14 protein-coding genes are annotated in these 18,029 nt (G+C 66.6%); 8 read left to right on the top strand and 6 right to left on the bottom strand.

Features of this window, described 5'->3' with window-relative positions; all coding sequences use genetic code 11:
• Positions 1-119: 119 nt before the first annotated feature.
• Both ACFWPX_RS15265 and ACFWPX_RS15260 read right to left on the bottom strand, forming a co-directional pair.
• The gene (locus ACFWPX_RS15265; RefSeq protein WP_378916371.1) at positions 120-407 is read right to left on the bottom strand and encodes a hypothetical protein; all 288 of its coding nucleotides are present in this window, start codon (positions 405-407) and stop codon (positions 120-122) included.
• 88 nt (positions 408-495) lie between these two features.
• Positions 496-1,638 carry a lipase family protein gene (locus ACFWPX_RS15260; RefSeq protein ID WP_378927890.1) on the bottom strand — a complete coding sequence of 381 codons (1,143 nt, stop codon included), beginning with the start codon at positions 1,636-1,638 and terminating at the stop codon, positions 496-498.
• 567 nt (positions 1,639-2,205) lie between these two features.
• Between ACFWPX_RS15260 and aceA the strand changes: the two genes are divergently transcribed.
• The 7 genes from aceA (at position 2,206) to ACFWPX_RS15225 (ending at position 12,640) form a co-directional block, all read left to right on the top strand.
• Positions 2,206-3,495, top strand: coding sequence for an isocitrate lyase (gene aceA, locus ACFWPX_RS15255; protein WP_378916366.1), 1,290 nt, complete (start codon positions 2,206-2,208; stop codon positions 3,493-3,495).
• A gap of 162 nt (positions 3,496-3,657) precedes the next feature.
• A complete protein-coding gene (locus tag ACFWPX_RS15250; RefSeq protein WP_266293923.1) occupies positions 3,658-4,530 on the top strand; it encodes a 3-hydroxybutyryl-CoA dehydrogenase in 873 nt (290 codons plus the stop codon).
• A 347-nt stretch (positions 4,531-4,877) separates the two neighbouring features.
• The gene (gene metE / locus ACFWPX_RS15245; RefSeq protein ID WP_378916365.1) at positions 4,878-7,202 is read left to right on the top strand and encodes a 5-methyltetrahydropteroyltriglutamate--homocysteine S-methyltransferase; all 2,325 of its coding nucleotides are present in this window, start codon (positions 4,878-4,880) and stop codon (positions 7,200-7,202) included.
• A 168-nt stretch (positions 7,203-7,370) separates the two neighbouring features.
• Positions 7,371-7,871 carry a DUF4365 domain-containing protein gene (locus tag ACFWPX_RS15240; protein WP_378927889.1) on the top strand — a complete coding sequence of 167 codons (501 nt, stop codon included), beginning with the start codon at positions 7,371-7,373 and terminating at the stop codon, positions 7,869-7,871.
• A gap of 5 nt (positions 7,872-7,876) precedes the next feature.
• Positions 7,877-8,929 carry a hypothetical protein gene (locus ACFWPX_RS15235; protein ID WP_378927888.1) on the top strand — a complete coding sequence of 351 codons (1,053 nt, stop codon included), beginning with the start codon at positions 7,877-7,879 and terminating at the stop codon, positions 8,927-8,929.
• Between the two features lie 28 nt (positions 8,930-8,957).
• Positions 8,958-9,551: a hypothetical protein gene (locus ACFWPX_RS15230; protein WP_378916359.1), complete on the top strand. Its 594-nt coding sequence runs from the start codon at positions 8,958-8,960 to the stop codon at positions 9,549-9,551.
• A complete protein-coding gene (locus ACFWPX_RS15225; RefSeq protein ID WP_378927887.1) occupies positions 9,548-12,640 on the top strand; it encodes an ATP-binding protein in 3,093 nt (1,030 codons plus the stop codon). The genes ACFWPX_RS15230 and ACFWPX_RS15225 overlap by 4 nt, the downstream gene beginning before the upstream one ends.
• A gap of 1 nt (position 12,641) precedes the next feature.
• Here the strand turns inward: ACFWPX_RS15225 and ACFWPX_RS15220 are convergent, their stop codons facing one another.
• Together ACFWPX_RS15220 and ACFWPX_RS15215 are read right to left on the bottom strand one after the other, a co-directional pair.
• Positions 12,642-13,976, bottom strand: a complete 1,335-nt coding sequence (locus ACFWPX_RS15220; RefSeq protein WP_378927886.1) for a DUF1254 domain-containing protein — start codon at positions 13,974-13,976, stop codon at positions 12,642-12,644.
• 140 nt (positions 13,977-14,116) lie between these two features.
• Positions 14,117-14,656, bottom strand: a complete 540-nt coding sequence (locus tag ACFWPX_RS15215; RefSeq protein ID WP_378927885.1) for a TetR/AcrR family transcriptional regulator — start codon at positions 14,654-14,656, stop codon at positions 14,117-14,119.
• A 96-nt stretch (positions 14,657-14,752) separates the two neighbouring features.
• On the opposite strand from ACFWPX_RS15215, the gene ACFWPX_RS15210 reads away from it, so the two are divergent.
• Positions 14,753-16,036 carry a hypothetical protein gene (locus tag ACFWPX_RS15210; protein ID WP_378927884.1) on the top strand — a complete coding sequence of 428 codons (1,284 nt, stop codon included), beginning with the start codon at positions 14,753-14,755 and terminating at the stop codon, positions 16,034-16,036.
• Between the two features lie 45 nt (positions 16,037-16,081).
• On the opposite strand, the gene ACFWPX_RS15205 is transcribed toward ACFWPX_RS15210, so the two are convergent.
• Together ACFWPX_RS15205 and ACFWPX_RS15200 are read right to left on the bottom strand one after the other, a co-directional pair.
• Positions 16,082-16,813, bottom strand: a complete 732-nt coding sequence (locus tag ACFWPX_RS15205; protein WP_378927883.1) for a ZIP family metal transporter — start codon at positions 16,811-16,813, stop codon at positions 16,082-16,084.
• A gap of 7 nt (positions 16,814-16,820) precedes the next feature.
• On the bottom strand, positions 16,821-18,020 hold the full coding sequence (locus ACFWPX_RS15200; protein WP_378916345.1) for an AI-2E family transporter: 1,200 nt from the start codon (positions 18,018-18,020) through the stop codon (positions 16,821-16,823).
• Positions 18,021-18,029: the final 9 nt, after the last annotated feature.

Below are 18,029 nucleotides of genomic sequence, written 5' to 3'. Positions count from 1 at the left end.
CACACCCCCCCCCTACCACACCCCCTAATTGTGCCCAATGGCCCCCGCGCCCGCCACCACCCAAATGACCCCCCAAACCGACCCCCCCGGGCGGCCGGGGCCCCACGTCAGGTCAGCACCTAGGCCAAACCGCAGCGCTCGATATTGCTCAGCGTGATCTGGCGATCGGATTCCTTGGCCTGGGGAACGCGGTTGTAGGCGCCCATCGAGTCCATGTAGTTGACGAAAATGTCCGCGATCTCTTCCGGCGTCGCATCAGGTTTGGCGGCGCGGACATTGTCGACCAGGGTGCGGGTGGTCTCGCACTGTTCTTCCTGGGTGAAGATCGGCGGCGGGTCGGCGTGCGCGAAGGCAGGCACGAGCAGCAGCGCGAAAGCGGCCATGGCGGCGGATCGAATAATTCTCACGCCTGCGACTGTACGTAATCGAATCGACATCGAAACCGCAACGGCCCCACGCTACTTGGCGTAGCGCGGGGCCGTTCTCGTACTCGGGTCAGGCGAACAAACCTCTGACGAAGGGGACCGAGTCGACCAGGGAAGCGTTGACGGCGCCGTCGTGGTCGGTGGGGTAGGTGTGGAAGGTGATCGGCTGGCGGTTGGCGTGCAGGACAGCGGCGTAGCGCAGCGTTTCCGGGGTGACCACGTCGGTGTCCTGGAGGCCCTGGCCGAGGAACAGCGGGCGGTCGTAGCCGGATTCGGGCAGGCCCATGTAGCGGGCGAGCAGGCCGTTGGCGTCGGGCAGCGATGACAGGGGGCGCGCGAACATGCTGCCGATCGAGGGTTTCGCGGCGGCCAGTTCGTCGCCGAGAGGGCCGATGCAGGCGGTTTGGGCGCGGGCGAGCCAGGTGCGGCCGGTGTCGGTGAGCAGGCCGTCGATGTTCAGGTCGGGGTAGGTGGTGCGCAGGCCGCTGAGGATGTACAGGACGTAGGCGGTGAGGTGCGAGCTCAGCGCGATGGGCGGCATGCCCGGGCCGATGAGCCCGATGACGTCCTCGATATAGGCGGGGACGCCGGTGCCGACCGCGCCACGGTAATCCAGGTCGGGGCCGCCGAACTCGGTGGCGTAGCGGGCGGTGAACACCGCGGCGCCGCCGCCCTGGGACTGGCCGACCACGGCCCACTTGTTCGACAGTGACGGGTACTGCTCGGTCGCGGCCCGCACCGCGTCGACCACGTTGTGCGCTTCGGCGATGCCGTTGAGGTAGGGGTGTTCGCCGGGTCCGCCGAGGCCCGCGTAGTCGGCGGCGACGATCGCGTAGCCCTGGTTCAGCCAGGTGCCGAGGTAGGCCCAGTCACGCTCCACCGCCGCGGGCCCGGCCACGCTGTAGGCGCAGTCGTCGCCGAGGCCGACGGTCCCGTGCGCCCACGCGATCACCGGCCAGCCGCCCTGCGGGGCCTCGCCCGCGGGGAAGTACACCGCCGCGCTGGTCGTGGTCGGCTGGTCGCCCGCGGTGGTCGACCGGTAGAGCAGGCGCTCGGCACGGGCGGAACCGGGCAGGGTCGCCGCGGCGGACAGTGACTCGACGCCGACAACGGTGCCTGCCGTCTCGCTCGGTTGCGCGCTCGCCACCGGCACCAGGCTCAGTGCCGCCGCCAACACGGTCAGCGATGTCGCGGCGATCCTCGAAATCCTCATGGATGCACTCTTTCGTCTTCGTGGACGAACGTCCAGGGTGCGCCCGCGTCCCGAGCATCCTGTCGTCTCGGTGGATGAGTGTCCCGCACTCGATGCGGTGCACCCATTTCTGGGGGCGATGAGGCAGATGTGTGCGTCGTGACCGAATCGAGTGACGACACGCACATCATTCGTGTCCGGCGTGGTGTGTGAAACGACTCACACGCTGGAAGGCTCGGGAGTGTCGGAGCGTGCCCACCCGGTGATCGCTAACAGTACAAGCGTTATGCTAAAACTCCTGGTCAGCGCTACCCGTCGGTAGGCCTGATGCTTGCAATCAGCCCGCTAATTTCGCAAAGTTAGCAAACGCGTCGGCAAAACTAGCTGAGATTCACACAACCAACAGGTAGACGGCCATTTCTGGGTGTGCCATTGTTTGGAAGTACACCCCTTGGGCCCTAGTAAGTCCTAGCAAGCCTGCAAATTGCTCCAGCAGTACGAGATGTGCAACCGAAAGCGTTCAGCCACCGGTTGATTCGCACGCCGGCTGCGTGGAGCACCGACCACACGAGGAAGTGGAGTCAAGAGATGTCTCTCCCCGGCACCCCGAAGACCGCTGCAGAAATCCAGCAGGATTGGGACACCAACCCGCGTTGGAAGGGCCTGACCCGCAGCTACACCGCTGAGCAGGTTTCGAAGCTGCAGGGCAACGTTGTCGAGGAGCACACCCTCGCCCGTCGCGGTTCGGAGATCCTGTGGGACCTCGTGAACAACGAGGACTACATCAACTCGCTCGGTGCGCTCACCGGCAACCAGGCCGTGCAGCAGGTTCGCGCCGGCCTGAAGGCCATCTACCTGTCCGGTTGGCAGGTCGCCGGCGACGCCAACCTGTCCGGCCACACCTACCCGGACCAGTCGCTGTACCCGGCGAACTCGGTTCCGACCGTGGTCCGTCGCATCAACAACGCGCTGCTGCGCGCCGACGAGATCTCCCGCGTCGAGGGTGACGATTCCGTCAAGAACTGGCTCGCCCCGATCGTCGCCGACGCCGAGGCCGGCTTCGGTGGCGCCCTGAACGCCTACGAGCTGCAGAAGGCCATGATCGCGGCCGGCGCCGCGGGCGTGCACTGGGAAGACCAGCTCGCCTCGGAGAAGAAGTGCGGCCACCTCGGTGGCAAGGTGCTGATCCCCACCCAGCAGCACATCCGCACCCTGACCTCGGCCCGTCTCGCGGCCGACGTCGCCCAGGTGCCTTCGGTGATCATCGCCCGCACCGACGCCGAGGCCGCCACCCTGCTCACCACCGATGTGGACGAGCGCGACCGTGAGTTCCTGGACGGCACCCGTACCGCCGAGGGCTTCTTCGGTGTGAAGAACGGCATCGAGCCCTGCATCGCGCGTGCCAAGGCCTACGCCCCCTACGCCGACCTCATCTGGATGGAGACCGGCGTGCCGGACCTCGAGGTCGCGCGCAAGTTCGCCGAGTCGGTTCGCAGCGAGTTCCCGGACCAGCTGCTGGCCTACAACTGCTCGCCTTCGTTCAACTGGAAGGCGCACCTGGACGACGCGACCATCGCGAAGTTCCAGCGTGAGCTCGGCGCGATGGGCTTCAAGTTCCAGTTCATCACCCTGGCGGGCTTCCACTCGCTCAACTACGGCATGTTCGACCTGGCGCACGGCTACGCTCGCGAGGGCATGACCGCGTTCGTCGACCTGCAGGAGCGCGAGTTCAAGGCTGCTGCCGAGCGTGGCTTCACCGCCATCAAGCACCAGCGTGAGGTCGGTGCCGGCTACTTCGACACCATCGCCACCACCGTCGACCCCAACACGTCGACCGCCGCCCTGAAGGGCTCCACCGAAGAGGGTCAGTTCCACTGATCCCCCTCGGGGTTGCTTTGACCGGCAACGCCTTTCCTCTACTCCGGTAGGGGTGTACGCCCTCCCACGCCATACAGCCCTGGCGTGGGAGGGCATCCCTATACTTTGGTCGCTATGACCTCCCCAGCCACCCCACAGCCAGACACACAGCAGGAGCGGGACGTGAGCAGCAGCGAGAAGATTCAGCGCGTCGGAATCATCGGCGCGGGACAGATGGGCGCTGGTATCGCCGAAGTGTGCGCACGCGCGCATGTCGACGTCCTCGTCTACGAGACCACCCGTGAACTCGCCGCTGCGGGCCGCGCACGGATCCTGCGTTCGCTGGACCGTGGTGTGAGCAGCGGCAAGATCACCGAGCGCGAGCGGGAGCAGGCGGCCTGGCGGCTGCGCTTCACCTCCGATCTCAGCGACTTCGCCGACCGTCAGCTGGTGGTCGAGGCCGTTGTCGAGAACGAAGAGGTCAAGACGGCCATCTTCAGCGAGCTGGACAAGGTCGTCACCGACCCCAACGCCGTGCTCGCCTCCAACACCTCCTCCATCCCGATCATGAAGATCGCCGTCGCCACCGCCAATCCCGAGCGCGTGGTCGGTCTGCACTTCTTCAACCCGGTGCCGGTGCTGCCGCTGGTCGAGCTGGTCACCACGCTCAAGACCAGCGAGCCGGTCGCCAAGCGCGCCGAGCAGTTCGCCGCCGAGATCCTGGGCAAGCAGATCGTGCGATCGGCGGACCGCTCCGGTTTCGTCGTCAACGCGCTGCTGGTGCCGTACCTGCTCTCGGCCATCCGGATGGTCGAGTCGGGCTTCGCCACCAAGGACGACGTCGACAAGGCGATGGTGCTCGGCTGTGCCCACCCGATGGGCCCGCTGGCGCTGACCGACCTCGTCGGCCTCGACACCGTGAAGTCGATCGCGGACTCGATGTACTCCGAGTTCAAGGAGCCGCTCTACTCCGCCCCGCCGCTGCTGATGCGCATGGTCGAAGCCGGACTGCTCGGTAAGAAGACCGGAGCCGGGTTCTACCAGTACGGGAAGTAGGGGACTCGGCTGAACAGCCTGGATGCGGGCTGTTCAGTAGGGACGCATCAGGACCACCCGCTCGGGGTCGTTTGGTGGCTGTGTTTTTGGAGCGCTGGCGCGCTCGAGCGGGGCCCTTCGGGCCCCTGATCTTCCCTCCCTCCGGGTACTCCTTCGTCGCACCCTCCAGTCAGTCCAGATCAGGGCGGGCCCCTAAAAAGACTTACAAGAGGCGCTCAGGTGCTCGGGGTTTGCGGGGGGAGCGGCGAGGGGGCGCTTCCGCGGCTTAAGCTGCTTTTGTCGGACTCGCTGGCGTGCCCGACGTTATGTCGAGCGCAGCGTGTGATCGAAAGGGAGTATCGGCGGTCATGGTCAACGTCACCGATGGATTCGGGTCGAGCGTTCTCGGATACCCGAGGATCGGTCCGCATCGAGAGCTCAAGCGTGCGCTCGAGGCCTACTGGCGCGGATCGATGGAACGCGAGGAATTGCGCGCGGTAGGCCGCGATATCCAGGAGCGTCAGTTCAACGAGCTGGCCGCGACCGGACTCACGCAGGTGCCGGGCAACACCTTCTCCTTCTACGATCACATCCTCGACAACGCGCTGCTGTTCGGTGCGGTGCCCTCGCGGTTCAGGGAGTTCGAAGCCGGGCTCGACCCGCTCGACTTCTACTTCCTGATGGCACGCGGCAACCCGGACACCCCGCCGCTCGAGCTGGTGCGTTTCTTCGGCACCAACTACCACTACCGTCAGCCCGAACTCGACGCCGACACCACGTTCTCGCTGCACCCGGAGGCCCTGCTCGACGAGTGGGACCGGGCGGCCGCCCGCGGGATCGAGCTGCGTCCGGTGGTGCTGGGCCCGGTGTCGCTGCTGCTGTTGTCGAAGGCCGGGCATGTGCCGGGCGAGACCGAGTTCGACACGCTGAGCCTGCTCGATCAGCTGCTGCCGTTCTACGAAGAGCTGTTCGAGATCCTCGCCAAGCGCGGGTCGACCTGCGTGCAACTCGACGAACCCTGCTTCACCGCTGAGCGCACTCCTGCCGAGCTGGCCGCGTTCGAGAAGGTCTACCACCGGCTGGCGAAGGCGCCGCTGCGCCCGCGCATCCTGGTCACCGGGCAGTACGGCGACTTCGGTGAGGCGCTGCGGATCCTGGCCGCGAGCAACGTCGAGGCGATCGGGCTCGATCTGGCCTCGTACCGGATGACGCCGGAGGAGCTGGCCGAGATCCCCGGGATCAAGCGCAAGCGGATCTACGCCGGTGTCATCAGTGGCACCAATGTGTGGCGGGCCGACCGTGTCGTCACGCTGAACTACCTCAACGCGATCGCCGAGGTGTGCCCGGATCTGGTGGTGTCCACCGGCACCACGCTGCTGCACGTGCCCTACGACGTGCTCGCCGAATACGACATCGAAGGCAATGTCGCCGACCGGCTCGCCTTCGCGAAACAGAAGGTGGGCGAGGTCGTCTCGCTCGCCAAGGCACTCACCGAGGGCCCGTCGGAGAACTGGCGCAAGCGGCCCACCGAGGTGCATTTCAAGCAGAAGCACGCGGTGCGCCAGCGGGTGTACGCGGTGACGCCCGAGATGCGCGAACGCGCGCCCTACGACGTGCGCGCGCTCGCGCAGCAGGAGCGGCTGAACCTGCCGCTGGTGCCCGCCACCACGCTCGGCTCGTTCCCGCAGAGCGGCAAACTGCGCCAGGCCCGCCACGAGGTGGCCTCGGGACGGCTGTCCGACGACGACTACCGCAAGCTGGTCGAGGCCGAGATCGAGGCGACGATCCGCCTGCAGGAAGACATCGGCCTCGATGTTTTCGTGCACGGTGAGCACGAGCGCAACGACATGATCCAGTTCTTCGCCGAGCAGCTCGACGGTTTCGCGACCACCCGTTTCGGCTGGGTGCAGGTGTACGGGTCGCGGTGCGTGCGACCGCCGATCGTCTACGGCGATGTGGCGCGGCCCGCGCCGATATCGGTGGAGTGGACCACCTACGCGCAGTCACTCACCGACAAGCCGGTCAAGGGCATGGTCACCGGGCCGGTCACGATGCTGGCGCGCTCGTTCGTTCGCCAGGATCAGCCGCTCTACGAGACCGCCGACCAAGTGGCACTTGCCATTCGCGACGAAGTGGTCGACCTGGAGAAGGCCGGGATCGCGATCATCCAGGTCGACGAACCCGCCATCCGTGAGCTGCTCCCCGCCCGCCCGCGCGGGCGCGAGGAGTACCTGCGCTGGGCGGTCGGCGCGTTCAAGCTGGCCACCTCCGGCGTGCGCTCCGACACCCAGATCCACACGCACATCGGCTATTCCGGTCGCACCGAGGTGGTCGACGCGATCGATCAGCTCGACGCCGACGTCACCGCGATCGTGGCGACCCGCTCGATCGAATGGGTCATCGAGGCGCTCACCGAGGACCTCTCCACCGGCCACGGCCTCACCCACGGTGTCGGCCCCGGCGTGTACGAGAGCCGCTCGGCCCGCATCCCCGATATCGACGAGTTCGACGAGCTGCTCACGCAGGCCGCGAATGCCGTGACCCCGCAACGGTTGTGGGCCAATCCCGACGGCGGCCTCAAGACCCGCCACTACTGGCAGCTGGAGCCGTCGCTGCGGAACATGGTGGCCGCGGCTCGCCGGGTTCGCCGGCGGGCGCTGGCCGCACAGGAGGCGGCCGCGACAGCGGAGTAAGCGAACAAGCCGAAGGGGCGCACCGGTTTTCGGTGCGCCCCTTTGTTGTCGGTCGGCCCTTTACCCAGTGTGGACCTCCGTCAAACATGAGAATGCCTGAACCCCGGCGGATCTCGGCGCCGGCGACTACAGTTCGCGTCGGTACCGTCGGGTCGGGAGGGGGACGCGGTGCTCGATCCGCATCACCATCAAGGGAAGTTCGGGCACGATTACATCCGGGTGCTCGCCTCGGCGGCCGGCCTCGTCTGGTCGACCGATGATCTCGATGTCGACGGGGTCGACCTGACGATCAAGCAGCCCGGGCGGACGAGATTCGGCTTCTCCCCGCAGATCGAAGTGCAGATCAAGACCGTGTCGCGGCCGAAGTACCGGCAGGGCCAGCTGATCTTCGGTGGGCTCAGCCACACCCAGTTCAACCAGCTCGCCGGCACCGACTTCGCCGTTCCGCGTTACCTTTTCGCCGTTCACGTGCCCGCCGTAGCCGACCTGTTCACCGACTCGGTCACCGGCGGGCTGATGCTTCGTCACGCGGGATACTTCCTCTCACTGCGTGACCGGGCTCGATTCGCTGTCGACAACTCCAAGCGCAAGGTGTCGGTGCCGATTCCGGTGAGCAATGTGCTCGATGTCGAGGCACTCGCCGCGCTCGTCGCCGGATCGTCGAGGTAGGGCCGATGGTCGCCGCGCCCCGGCTCGATGAGGTCATCGGGTATCTGCAGGCCCAGGGCTGGACGCCACAGGTGCAATGGCGCAATGGCCGGATCTGGTCACACGGCGAGTTCGACGTGCTGGTACCCGACGGCGAGGTCGTCGACCTCACCGCACGCATGCGGGCGTTGGTGCGTTGTGTCGCCGATTCCGAGCAGCGGTCGACGGAAGTCGTTGTGCGCGACATCGTTTCCGGTGGCGTCGATATCGTCGGGTATCGCGCGGGCGACGGTGAGGTTTCGCTCGAGGCCGGAACAACCGCGCTGGCGGCCCTGCGTTCGTTGCTCGTCACCTGCGCGTACCAGGTCGCGAGCAGCGAGATCAGGATGTCGTCGATGCGGGAGCGCGCGGTCGCCGAGCTGCTCGACGACACCACGCTGCTGCCGCGTCGCGACGCCTTCGGGTTCGACGTGTTCCTCGCGGGCCCTGGTTCACGGTTGGGGCGCGGCTCGGCGATTCGGATGCTCGATATCGCGGCCACGGTGCGTGGTGCGGCACAGGGGGAGCGGTTCGGGATCGCGCACGAGATCCGGTACGACACCGTCGAATTGTTCAGCGCGCTCGGGTCGGCGGAGCGCGACCCGATGCAATTCGAGTTGAACTTCCGCTGGTCACGCCAGGTGCCGCGGCCTGATGTGGCGGTCGAGTTCTCCAGCACCGCGGTCGCCCGGCTGCCGGGCCTGTTCGACGAGGCGATGGCTTCGTCACCGCTGCCGACCGCCCGGCTCGAAGCGCTGCCCGGACCCGAGTCGCCCGCGGTGGTCGAAGGGGTCGTCGTCGGGCTGGACAACGACGGCGGACCGAAGGCGATCGTGCGGGGTGTGCTCGTCGTCGACGAGACGAGCACCGGACGGCGCCGACGCGTCACGGTGCGGCTGCGCACCGCCGACGAGTACACGAAAGCCATTGCGGCACACAGCTCTGGAGCCAGTGTTCGCGCTACCGGAACCTTCGACGGTAGACGCGATCTGCAAGTTTCCGAAAACGGATTCACCGTCATCGAAGGCGACGGATCGTGAGAGAACGGATCGAACATTGTCGGATCAGATGAGCCCACGAGAACTCGCAGTGCTGCTGACGCTGCTGGCAGAGGCACGCGAACTCACCAACGCCGAGCTGTCCGCGGTGGCCGGGGTGACGCTCGATGGCAAACCGCGACTGCGGCTCAACAAACTGGGGCTGGTGGACAGCGTCAAGGTCGGTCGTGCGCTCGTGCACGAACTCACCGAGCAGGGTGCGCAGTGGTGCACCGACGAGCTCGCGCGCACGCGCCCGGAGAAATCCGGTTCCTTCGGGGGCGCCCTGTACGCGGTGCTGGCCGGGCTCCACCGGCATCTCGAGACCACCGGACAACTGCTCACCGATGTGTTCGTGCCCGACGTGGCAGGCCAGATCATCCGGAAATACACCGAGCTCACCAAGGGCAAGCCGGATCAGGTCCGGCTCTCCGAACTGCGTAATAGGTTGCCGCACATCCCGCCCGCCGATTTCTCGGACGCGATGGTGCGGCTCGCCGATCGCGACGGGGTGCACGTGCGGGCGGAGGCCGACCGCAAGACCTTGACCGACGACGATCACGCGGCGGCGATCGTGCTCGGCGGTACCGCCCGTCATCTGCTCACCGTTGAGGCGGTGCGGTGAACGAGCTGGAATACAGCGCGCTCGCGCGGGTGCAGTTCAGCACCGCACTCGGCCCGGATTCGATCTGGCGGCCGCAGAGTTATCACGTCGAGGAGCTGCATCGCGAGGCGTCGGCCGAGATCGCCAGGGCGATCGGTCTGGCGAAGGATCGGCCGGACATGTCGCCGACCGGGTTCATTCTCAACGGCGATCCCGGGGTCGGGAAGACGCACTTGCTCGGCTGGATTCGGCAGTACGTCCAGGACCAGGGCGGGTTCTTCTTCATGCCGAAGCTGATCGACGGTGAATCGTTCTGGGACGGTGCCGTTCACGGTGTGATGAACCGGTTGATCGACGCCGACGGTGGGCAGTTGCGCCGGATGCTGGTCGCCCTCGCCGAGCGGGCCGGCTACGACCGCGAGCGCACCGCGCGGATCGCCGGGCCGATGCGGCCCAAGCCCGAGGACGTCGAGCGGTTTCTGGCCGACCTGTCCATACCGGAACCGCAATTGGCCTACCAGTGCCAAGACACGCTGCGGGCCCTGGTGCTGTTCCGGGCCGGCGGACCCTTGCGTGATGTGGGCGACAGCTTTCTCATACTGCGTGACCCGCTCGATCAGGACGTCGCAAGGGAGTGGGGATTCCGGCGTGGAAACAGCAATGCGCAGTTGATCTTTCAGGATCTGATCAGGTTGTTCGGCGCGGCGGGGCCGGTGGTGATCGCGCTCGATCAGATCGATGCCGTCATGGCGGATTCCGCCAACAAGGGAGGGGCGAAGGCGGCGAACCTTGCCGACAGCTTGATGAAGCTGCGGGAGGAGACGGTGCGCACGATCATCATCGCCGCGTGCATCCCCACCACCTGGGATTACCTGAAGAGGCAGGGTCTGGCCTCATCCGCCGACCGATTCACCGAGCGGTTCTTGGCCACCGCGCTTCCCGGCGCCCCGGTGGCGGCGGCGGTTGTCGCGGGGCATCTGGCGGTTCAGTACGACGAGGTCGACTTCACGCCGCCGTACCCGACCTGGCCGATCGCCGCGCGTGCCTTCGAGGCTGCCGACGTGACCCGCTACACCCCGCGCCGGCTGCTGCAACTCGTCGCCGAGCACGTGCGGAATTGCCTGGAGCGAAGCCAGATTCGGGAACTTGCCGACTTCACCGATATCGGGAACGGCCCTGAGTCGAATGTGTCGGTGCCACAGGTGGACCTGAGTGGTTTCGACAACCGCTTCGCCGAACTACGCGAAGCCGCCGATTCCACCATGCCGCTCGACCCGGCCGAAGAGGACGAAATCATGGCCGCCCTGCTCAAGGCGGCCCTGCAGTGTTTCGTCCTCGAGCAGCGCGATCGCGACGACCTGAGCATCGACTCGGCGACCGCCACCGGGCGGGCGCTGCACGCACGCCTGCTCCGCACGGTCGACCCCATCCTCGAAGAGCAGGAACACTGGAGTTTCCGGGCGATCGGGCACACCCACCATCTGGCTGTGCAGTCCCGGATGCGCTCGGCGGTCATCGAATCCGGCATCGAGGAGTCCGACGGTAACCGGCATCTGACGATTCTGCGCAACATCCCCTTCTCGAAGGGGCCCAAAACCGCTGCGATGCTGGATGATCTGGCCTCGGCGGATGGAAGCACCCTGCCCATTTCCCAGGATGATCTCCGAACATTCACCGCGCTACAGCACATGCTCGCCGAGGCGAAGCCAGGGTTCGACGCTTGGCTGGTGGAGCGCGCGCCCGCTGGAAAGACTCAGTTGTTCCGCCGGGTGTTCGGCAGCCTTCCCGAATCAGCTGTTGTGCAGCTGGATTCGGATGAGACCAACGCCAATGGTTCCTCCGAGGTCAGGCCCGTCACACCGGCGGTGGTCGAATCTTCCGGGCCGACGGTCACGCTCGGCCGTGGGCTCGCCGACAACAGCGAATTCGTCATTCCGCTGGAATTGCTGCGCAAGCATCTCGTGCTGTTCGCGAGCAGCGGCTCCGGCAAAACAGTGCTGCTCCGCCGACTAGTGGAAGAAGTAGCACTGCACGGGGTTTCGGTGATCGTCCTCGACGTGAACAACGACCTGTCCAGGCTCGGTGATGCGTGGCAGGAAGCGCCGTCGGCATGGCAGCCGGGCGATGCCGAGAAGGCCGCGCGGTACCTGGCCGAGACCGATGTGGTCGTGTGGACCCCACGTCGACAGGCCGACCGCCCCCTCATACTGAACCCGCTCCCGGATTTCGCGGCAGTGCTCGACGACCCGGACGAACTGCGGACCGCAGTGGAAGTGGCCGCCGGTGACCTGCTGACGCGGTCCGGCATCGCACGGACGAAGTCGGAAAAGGCGCGCGCGGTGCTGTTGCAGACGCTCACCCATTTCGCCAGGTCGGGACAGACGAAACTGACGGGCCTCATCGACCTGCTCGCCGACCTCCCCGACGGTGTGAGTCGCGTGCGCAACGCCGCGGACCTCGCCGCCGAAATGGCGGACGGTCTCACGGTTTCCATGATCAACGACCCCCTGTTCGGTGGCGACGGAGAACCCCTCGACCCCGGCGTTCTGCTGACCCCCGCACCTGGCAAGAAGGCTCGAGTCTCGGTGGTCAGTTGCGTCGGACTACCCGACCCCGACCAACGCGCCACTTTCGTCAGCCAGCTACAGGTTGCCCTGTTCACCTACTTCAAGACCAACCCGGCGGGCGACCGGCCACTCGGCGCGCTGCTCGTCCTCGACGAAGCACAGATGCTCGCGCCCTCGGGCAAGCACACTCCGGCCTCCGCCAGCACGCTGATGCTCGCGGCGCAGGCAAGAAAGTACGGACTGGGTATCGCCTACGCCACGCAGGCACCAAAAGGGCTGGACAGCAGGGTCGTCGGCAACACAGCGATCCAGTTCTTCGGCAAGCTGGGCACCGCGGTCCAGATCCAAACAGCCAAGAGCATCGCCGCCAGCTGGGGTGGGAACCTGGACGACATCGGCCGCCTGAGAACCGGCCAGTTCTACGGAGCTACCGAGGGCCGGGCGTTCCGCAAACTCGCGACCCCGCTGTGCCTGAGCCACCATCCCGCCAGCCCACCGACCGAGGCCGAGGTGCTCGAACGGGCAAGGCGGGACGAGGAATAGGTCAGGTTCTGGTGATCGGGGGGAGGATGTAGGTCTGGTCGAGGATCGGCGGTTGTGGCTCGTACATGCGCAGGCAGGGGCGGAAGTCCCCTTCCGGGGCGGGGAGCCAGTTCGCGCGGGCCTTGGGGTCGGCGGGCTCGGTGTGGCTGATGGTGATCGTGAGGGCGCCGTTGTCGTCGTAGACGAGGCCGGGGGTGCGGTCGCCGATCGAGTAGCGGTCGATCGGGTTGGCGCACAGGTAGAAGTCGGGGGTCGTGTACATGGTGACCGACCAGAAGGCGTTGACCGGCGGGGTGGGGTCAAGGCGCAGGGTGTAGGTGTTCGCGCCGGTCAACTGTCGGCCGGTGCTGTCGGTGAAGATCATCGCGTAGGCGGCCTCGTAGGCGTGGTTGCCCCAGAGTCCGGCCTTGGCGGCTACGGCGCGAGCGATGATCCGCTGGGTCGGGTCGGTGATCTTGAAGTTCTCGTCGTCGCGCGTGCCGACCTCGAAGAAGTCGATGTTGTAGTCGAAGAGGTGCAGTGTGAGCTGCCAGCCGTTGTCCCCGGCGCCCGCCCCGCTCTTTATCGCGTTGCTCAGTTCTTCCTGGCCCTCGCCCAGTCCGGCGCGCAGCGCGGATGCTCGGTCCGGGTCGAGGGTGGGGTAGGGCGAGGCGCCCGCTGTCGTCAGGCCGATCTGCGCGAACGATTCCTGGAGCGCGAGATCGCGCTTCGCGGGCGGAAAGGCCTGCGACCAGACACGGACCTTCTCGAGGAACATCAGGTCCGGGGCGACCGTCGGATCCGGCGACGGAAGTCCCGTCGGCTGTGCGGCTCGGTCGGCGGCTGTCAAGGTCAGCGCGTCCTGCAAGGCGTGCACGGCGGGGAGGTCGTCCTCGCCGGCGCACGCCCATCGGCCGGCGATCACGCCGACAGCGGTGGGGAAATGGATAACCGTCGTGTTGTCGGGGGCGGTACCGGTCCAGCCCGGTGGTACGAGCAGGTAGTCGCCCGCGCGGTTTCCGGTGGCCCGGGTGCCGACGTAGGCGAAGTTGTCGGTCCAGGCGTCGATGAACTGCATGACGTAGTACCGATTGCCGGCATCAGGTACGTGGAAGGTCACTGGACCGACTGAAAGGTCGATCAGGGCGATCGAGTACACGGTGTCGTTGTTGACCGAGACGAAGGTCGCCGAGGCGCCGGCGAGAGTGCGGGCATGGGCGAAGTCGTTGAACGGCGTCGCGGGGATATCGCCGATGCCCTCGCGGAGCAATCGTTCGATCGAATCGAGGTTGAAGACCAGGGGGAATCCGTACAGGTAGGCCTGGGCGGTCAATTCGGGGACGGTCTGATCCGGCATGTGCGCTCCTCGTCCTGGCGTCCGCGTCGCGCGCGACCGTTGTCGGACCGCGCGACACCAGCATCCGCCGATGCTCGATCGGCGCACATCGCCCGGAGCGGGTGAGATCGCCGCCCGTGCCGGTTCGGCGGTCGAGCGACTCAGGCGCGGATCATGGCACGGGCGCCCGCGGTGAGTTCGGCGGCGGTGGGGGCGTTGTCCGGGTCGATCAGCCATTGGAGGAGTAGGCCGCCGATCATTGTTTGCAGGATCGCGCCGACGTTGCTGTCGCCGTTGCCGAAGGCTTCGGACAGGCCGTGGCGGGCTCGGCCCTGTGCCGCGGCGAGTTCGGTGCGTAGTTCGGGGGAGTGCAGGGCCTGGTTCAGGCACTCGGCGTTGGCGTGCCAGAGCGGGGCGTTCTCGACGAACGAGGTGATCAGGCTGTGCCAGAACGCTTCGAGGCGGGCAGTGGGATCGGCCGGGTCGTTCGCGGGCAGGGCGTCGAGGATCTGCGTGACGGCTGTCGCGCTGGATTCCAGCATCGCCTGTTGCAACAGCTTGTCGCGGGTACCGAAGTGATAGTTGATGGCCGCGAGGTTGGTGCCGGAGGCGGCGACGATATCGCGCACGGTGGTGCGGGCATACCCGCGTTCGGCCAGGCACTGCTTGGCGGCTTCCAGGAGATCTTCGCGCGTTCCCACCTGCGCACGATAGCAAGCGGTGCATACGCCCGTTTGTGACATCGGTTTCAAACAACCGTCAGTGACAAGTGTATGAAACGGATGTATGTTTCGGATATGACCTCTCGGCGACGCATCTCCCCGTTCGAATCCAGCTACTTCGACACCGGCGCGACCATCGGCAGCGTGCCGACCGGCGCCATGCCGCTGTTTCTCGGCACCACCGTGCACGGCGCGCTCGACCCCGCGATCCTGCGGACGGTGCTCGACGAACTCGCCGCCGCGCATCCACTGCTGCGCAGTCGGGTGGTGACCGACGACGGAGTGGGCTATTTCGTCCGCGACGACGAATTCCGGCCTCGGCTCGACATCATCGAGGGTGGCGAAGCCGAGTATCTGGCGCTGGTCAACGGGCCGAGGGACTGGCGTGACGGGCTGTTTCGCGCGTACCTGCTGCGGGCGGGTCTGCGTCAGCAGATCGTGTTGGCCGTCCATCACGGAATCTCCGATGGCAGATCGGGATTCGCGTTGCTCGGGCAGATGTGGCGGCACTACACCGCACATGCGACAGGTGTCGCTGTGCCGGAGGCGGATTCGGATCAGTCACTGCCAGAGGCGATGGATACTCTTCTGGCTGAGGTGGTTTCGGCTGCGGAGGCCGAGGCATGGCTGACCGAGATCAGGGCCCGTGCGGCGACGATGACCCCCAAGGACGCGCCACGAACCCTGCCCCGCGACGGCGCCGACGCCGATCCGCTCGGCCGATTCGCGATGCAGCGCGTCGAACTGACCGCCGAGGAGACCGCCGAACTCGTGACAGCGGCACGCTCCCATGGCCTTTCGGTGAACAGCCTGCTCACCGGTACGGCGCTGGCCGCCATCCGAACTCGATTTCCCGAGTCAGGCGCCGTGCCGATGTTCTGCGGGTACGCGGCCGACGTCCGCGGGGAATTCGACCCGCCGGTACCCGCCGACACGATCGTCAACTTCGCCTCCGGCGCGGGCGTCGCGGTCTCGGCGACCGGCGAAACCACCCAGCTCGAACTGGCGCACTCGGTCGAGACCGGTATGCGCGCCGGCCTCGACCGCCGCGAACCCGCCCGCTTCCCACTCGCCGCCCAGCTCGTGAACGACGAACTCACCGCCGCCCTCCTCTCGGCACCGCCCACCATCGCCATCTCCAATATCGGCCGCCTGCAACCCCATTCGATCCCCGACCACATCGCCTTCGTCCGCGACGACATCTACGCCATGGGCCCCGCCATGCCCCCGAAACTCACCGCCTTCACCATCGCGGGCCGCCTCACCCTCCAACTCGAATACGACACCGCCCTCTACAGCCGAACCCAGATGGAAAAGCTCCGCATGACCTTGGTCGAGCTGTTGCAGACCATCGAATGATGGCTCAGCTCTGCGTGATCGAGGCGACGAAGTAGGAACATCGAGTCAGTGGCTGAGGGCCGCCACTGTGAACATGGCGGCTACGCCGAAGAGGGTGCAGAGCAGGGTCAATCGGGAGGGGTGGCCCGCGTGGGCTTCGGGGAGGATGTCGGCGGTGGCGAGGTAGAGGAGGAAGCCGGCGAAGTAGCCCATGTAGAGGCCGATCCAATTCTCGGGGACGTGGATCAGGGTGCCGAGGATGGCACCGACTACGGGGGCGATGGCGTCGAGGCCCAGGAGGGTGAGGGCGCGCTTGCGGGCGGTGCCGTAGACGGTGGGGATGGTGAAAGTGTTGAAGCCGTCCGCGAAGTCGTGGCAGATGACGGCGATGGCAACCGACATGCCGACCGCCGCGCCTGCCTGGTAACCCAGGCCGATACCGAAACCGTCCAGGGTGCTGTGGAAGATCAGGCCGCCCGCGGCCAGCAGGCCGACGGACTCGAAACCGTGCTTGTGCGTGCCGAATTCCTGCTCGTGGCCGCGATGGATGGCGACCGCGCGCTCGATCACGTGCAGGCTGAGGAAGCCGAGGACCGCGGCGATCAAGACATAGGGAATGCCGCGGAACATGCCGTCGGACTGTTCCAGCGCCTCGGGGATCAGGTCGAACGCGACCACGCCGAACATCACCCCCGCGGCCAACCCGAGAACCAGGTGCTTGCGGTCGCCGATCCGCATGGCGACGAAACCGCCGAACAGCGTCGACAACATCGACACCAGGGACAACAGGATCGCCATGCGCTGCCTATTCGTCGGTGGATGCGGCTTCGGACTCGGCTTTCTTGCGCTTCTTTTTCTTCGGCGTCGGCGCGTCGGCCTCTTCGGTGACTTCGTAGCGCCGCACATAGGCGCCCGCGAAACCTTGCAGCGTGGCGGTGACAGGAATCGCGAGCAGCGCGCCGGTCGGCCCGAGTAATGCGGCACCCGCGATCACCGCCCCGAAGGCCACCGCCGGATGCATGTCCAGGGTGGTCGCGGTGATGCGCGGTTGCAGGACGTAGTTCTCGAACTGCTGATAGGCGACGATGAACAGCAGGATCCACAGCGCCGTGATCGGGTCGTGCACCAGCGCCACCAGCACCGGGAGCGCGCCGGCCATATACGTGCCGACCGTCGGGATGAACTGGGAGACAACACCGACCCACAGCGCCAAGGCGAACGCCGACGGCACATCCAGCACCCGCAGCGCGACATAGTGCGCGATTGCCGAGCACAGGGCCAGCAGGGCCCGCGAATAGATGTAGCCGCCGGTCTTCTCGACCGCGATATCCCAGGCCCGCAACACATGCTTCTGCTGTTTCGGCGGCAGCAGCGAACACACCCAGGTGCGGAAACGCGGTCCGTCGGCCGCGAAGTAGAACGTGAACAGCAGCACGCCGAGCAGCTGGAACAGCGCGCCGATCGCGACCGTGCCGATGCCCCAGACGTTTCCGGCCAGACCGACCAGATACTTCTCGATCGTGGAACTCCACTCCGAGGCGTACTTGGTCAGGTCGTCGCCCGAAATATCCTGGTCGAAGGTCGAATTGACCCAGTCGACCAGGTCCTGGACGTAGTCGGGGGCGTTCGTCACCAGCATGGTCACCTGGTTGACCAGCAGCGCGCCCAGCGTCCACACGAACGCGACGATCACCACCAGCACCACCAGGAACACCGCGCCGGTGCCCGCCCCGCGCCGAACACCGCGCGCGGCAAGCCAATTCACCGCGGGTTCGATCGCGAACGCCAGGAAAATCGACACCAGCAGCACGGTCAGCAGGCCCTGTACCTTGGCGAGCACCCAGAACGCGGCGATCAACCCGGCTACCGCGAGCACGGCGTACAGCAGTGCCCGCGGCAGCCAGCGCGGTGGTGTTCGTACCGACCAGAAGGCGGGCAGGGTACTCACGTCGGCGGACTGTGCGGCAGGTTCAGCGGATTCGTCCTCGGCAACCACAAATGTCACGGTACCGAG

Origin of the sequence: Nocardia sp. NPDC058518, from assembly GCF_042719655.1 — a bacterium.
Lineage (GTDB): Bacteria > Actinomycetota > Actinomycetes > Mycobacteriales > Mycobacteriaceae > Nocardia.
This window is presented reverse-complemented; position numbering and strand designations above follow the sequence as displayed.

Bases quoted from the DNA above. Each gene is read 5' to 3' on its own strand.
- ACFWPX_RS15260 (WP_378927890.1), bottom strand. From the start codon at position 1,638: ATGAGGATTTCGAGGATCGCCGCGACATCGCTGACCGTGTTGGCGGCG.
- aceA (WP_378916366.1), top strand. From the start codon at position 2,206: ATGTCTCTCCCCGGCACCCCGAAGACCGCTGCAGAAATCCAGCAGGAT.
- metE (WP_378916365.1), top strand. From the start codon at position 4,878: ATGGTCAACGTCACCGATGGATTCGGGTCGAGCGTTCTCGGATACCCG.
- ACFWPX_RS15235 (WP_378927888.1), top strand. From the start codon at position 7,877: ATGGTCGCCGCGCCCCGGCTCGATGAGGTCATCGGGTATCTGCAGGCC.
- ACFWPX_RS15230 (WP_378916359.1), top strand. From the start codon at position 8,958: ATGAGCCCACGAGAACTCGCAGTGCTGCTGACGCTGCTGGCAGAGGCA.
- ACFWPX_RS15220 (WP_378927886.1), bottom strand. From the start codon at position 13,976: ATGCCGGATCAGACCGTCCCCGAATTGACCGCCCAGGCCTACCTGTAC.
- ACFWPX_RS15210 (WP_378927884.1), top strand. From the start codon at position 14,753: ATGACCTCTCGGCGACGCATCTCCCCGTTCGAATCCAGCTACTTCGAC.
- ACFWPX_RS15205 (WP_378927883.1), bottom strand. From the start codon at position 16,813: ATGGCGATCCTGTTGTCCCTGGTGTCGATGTTGTCGACGCTGTTCGGC.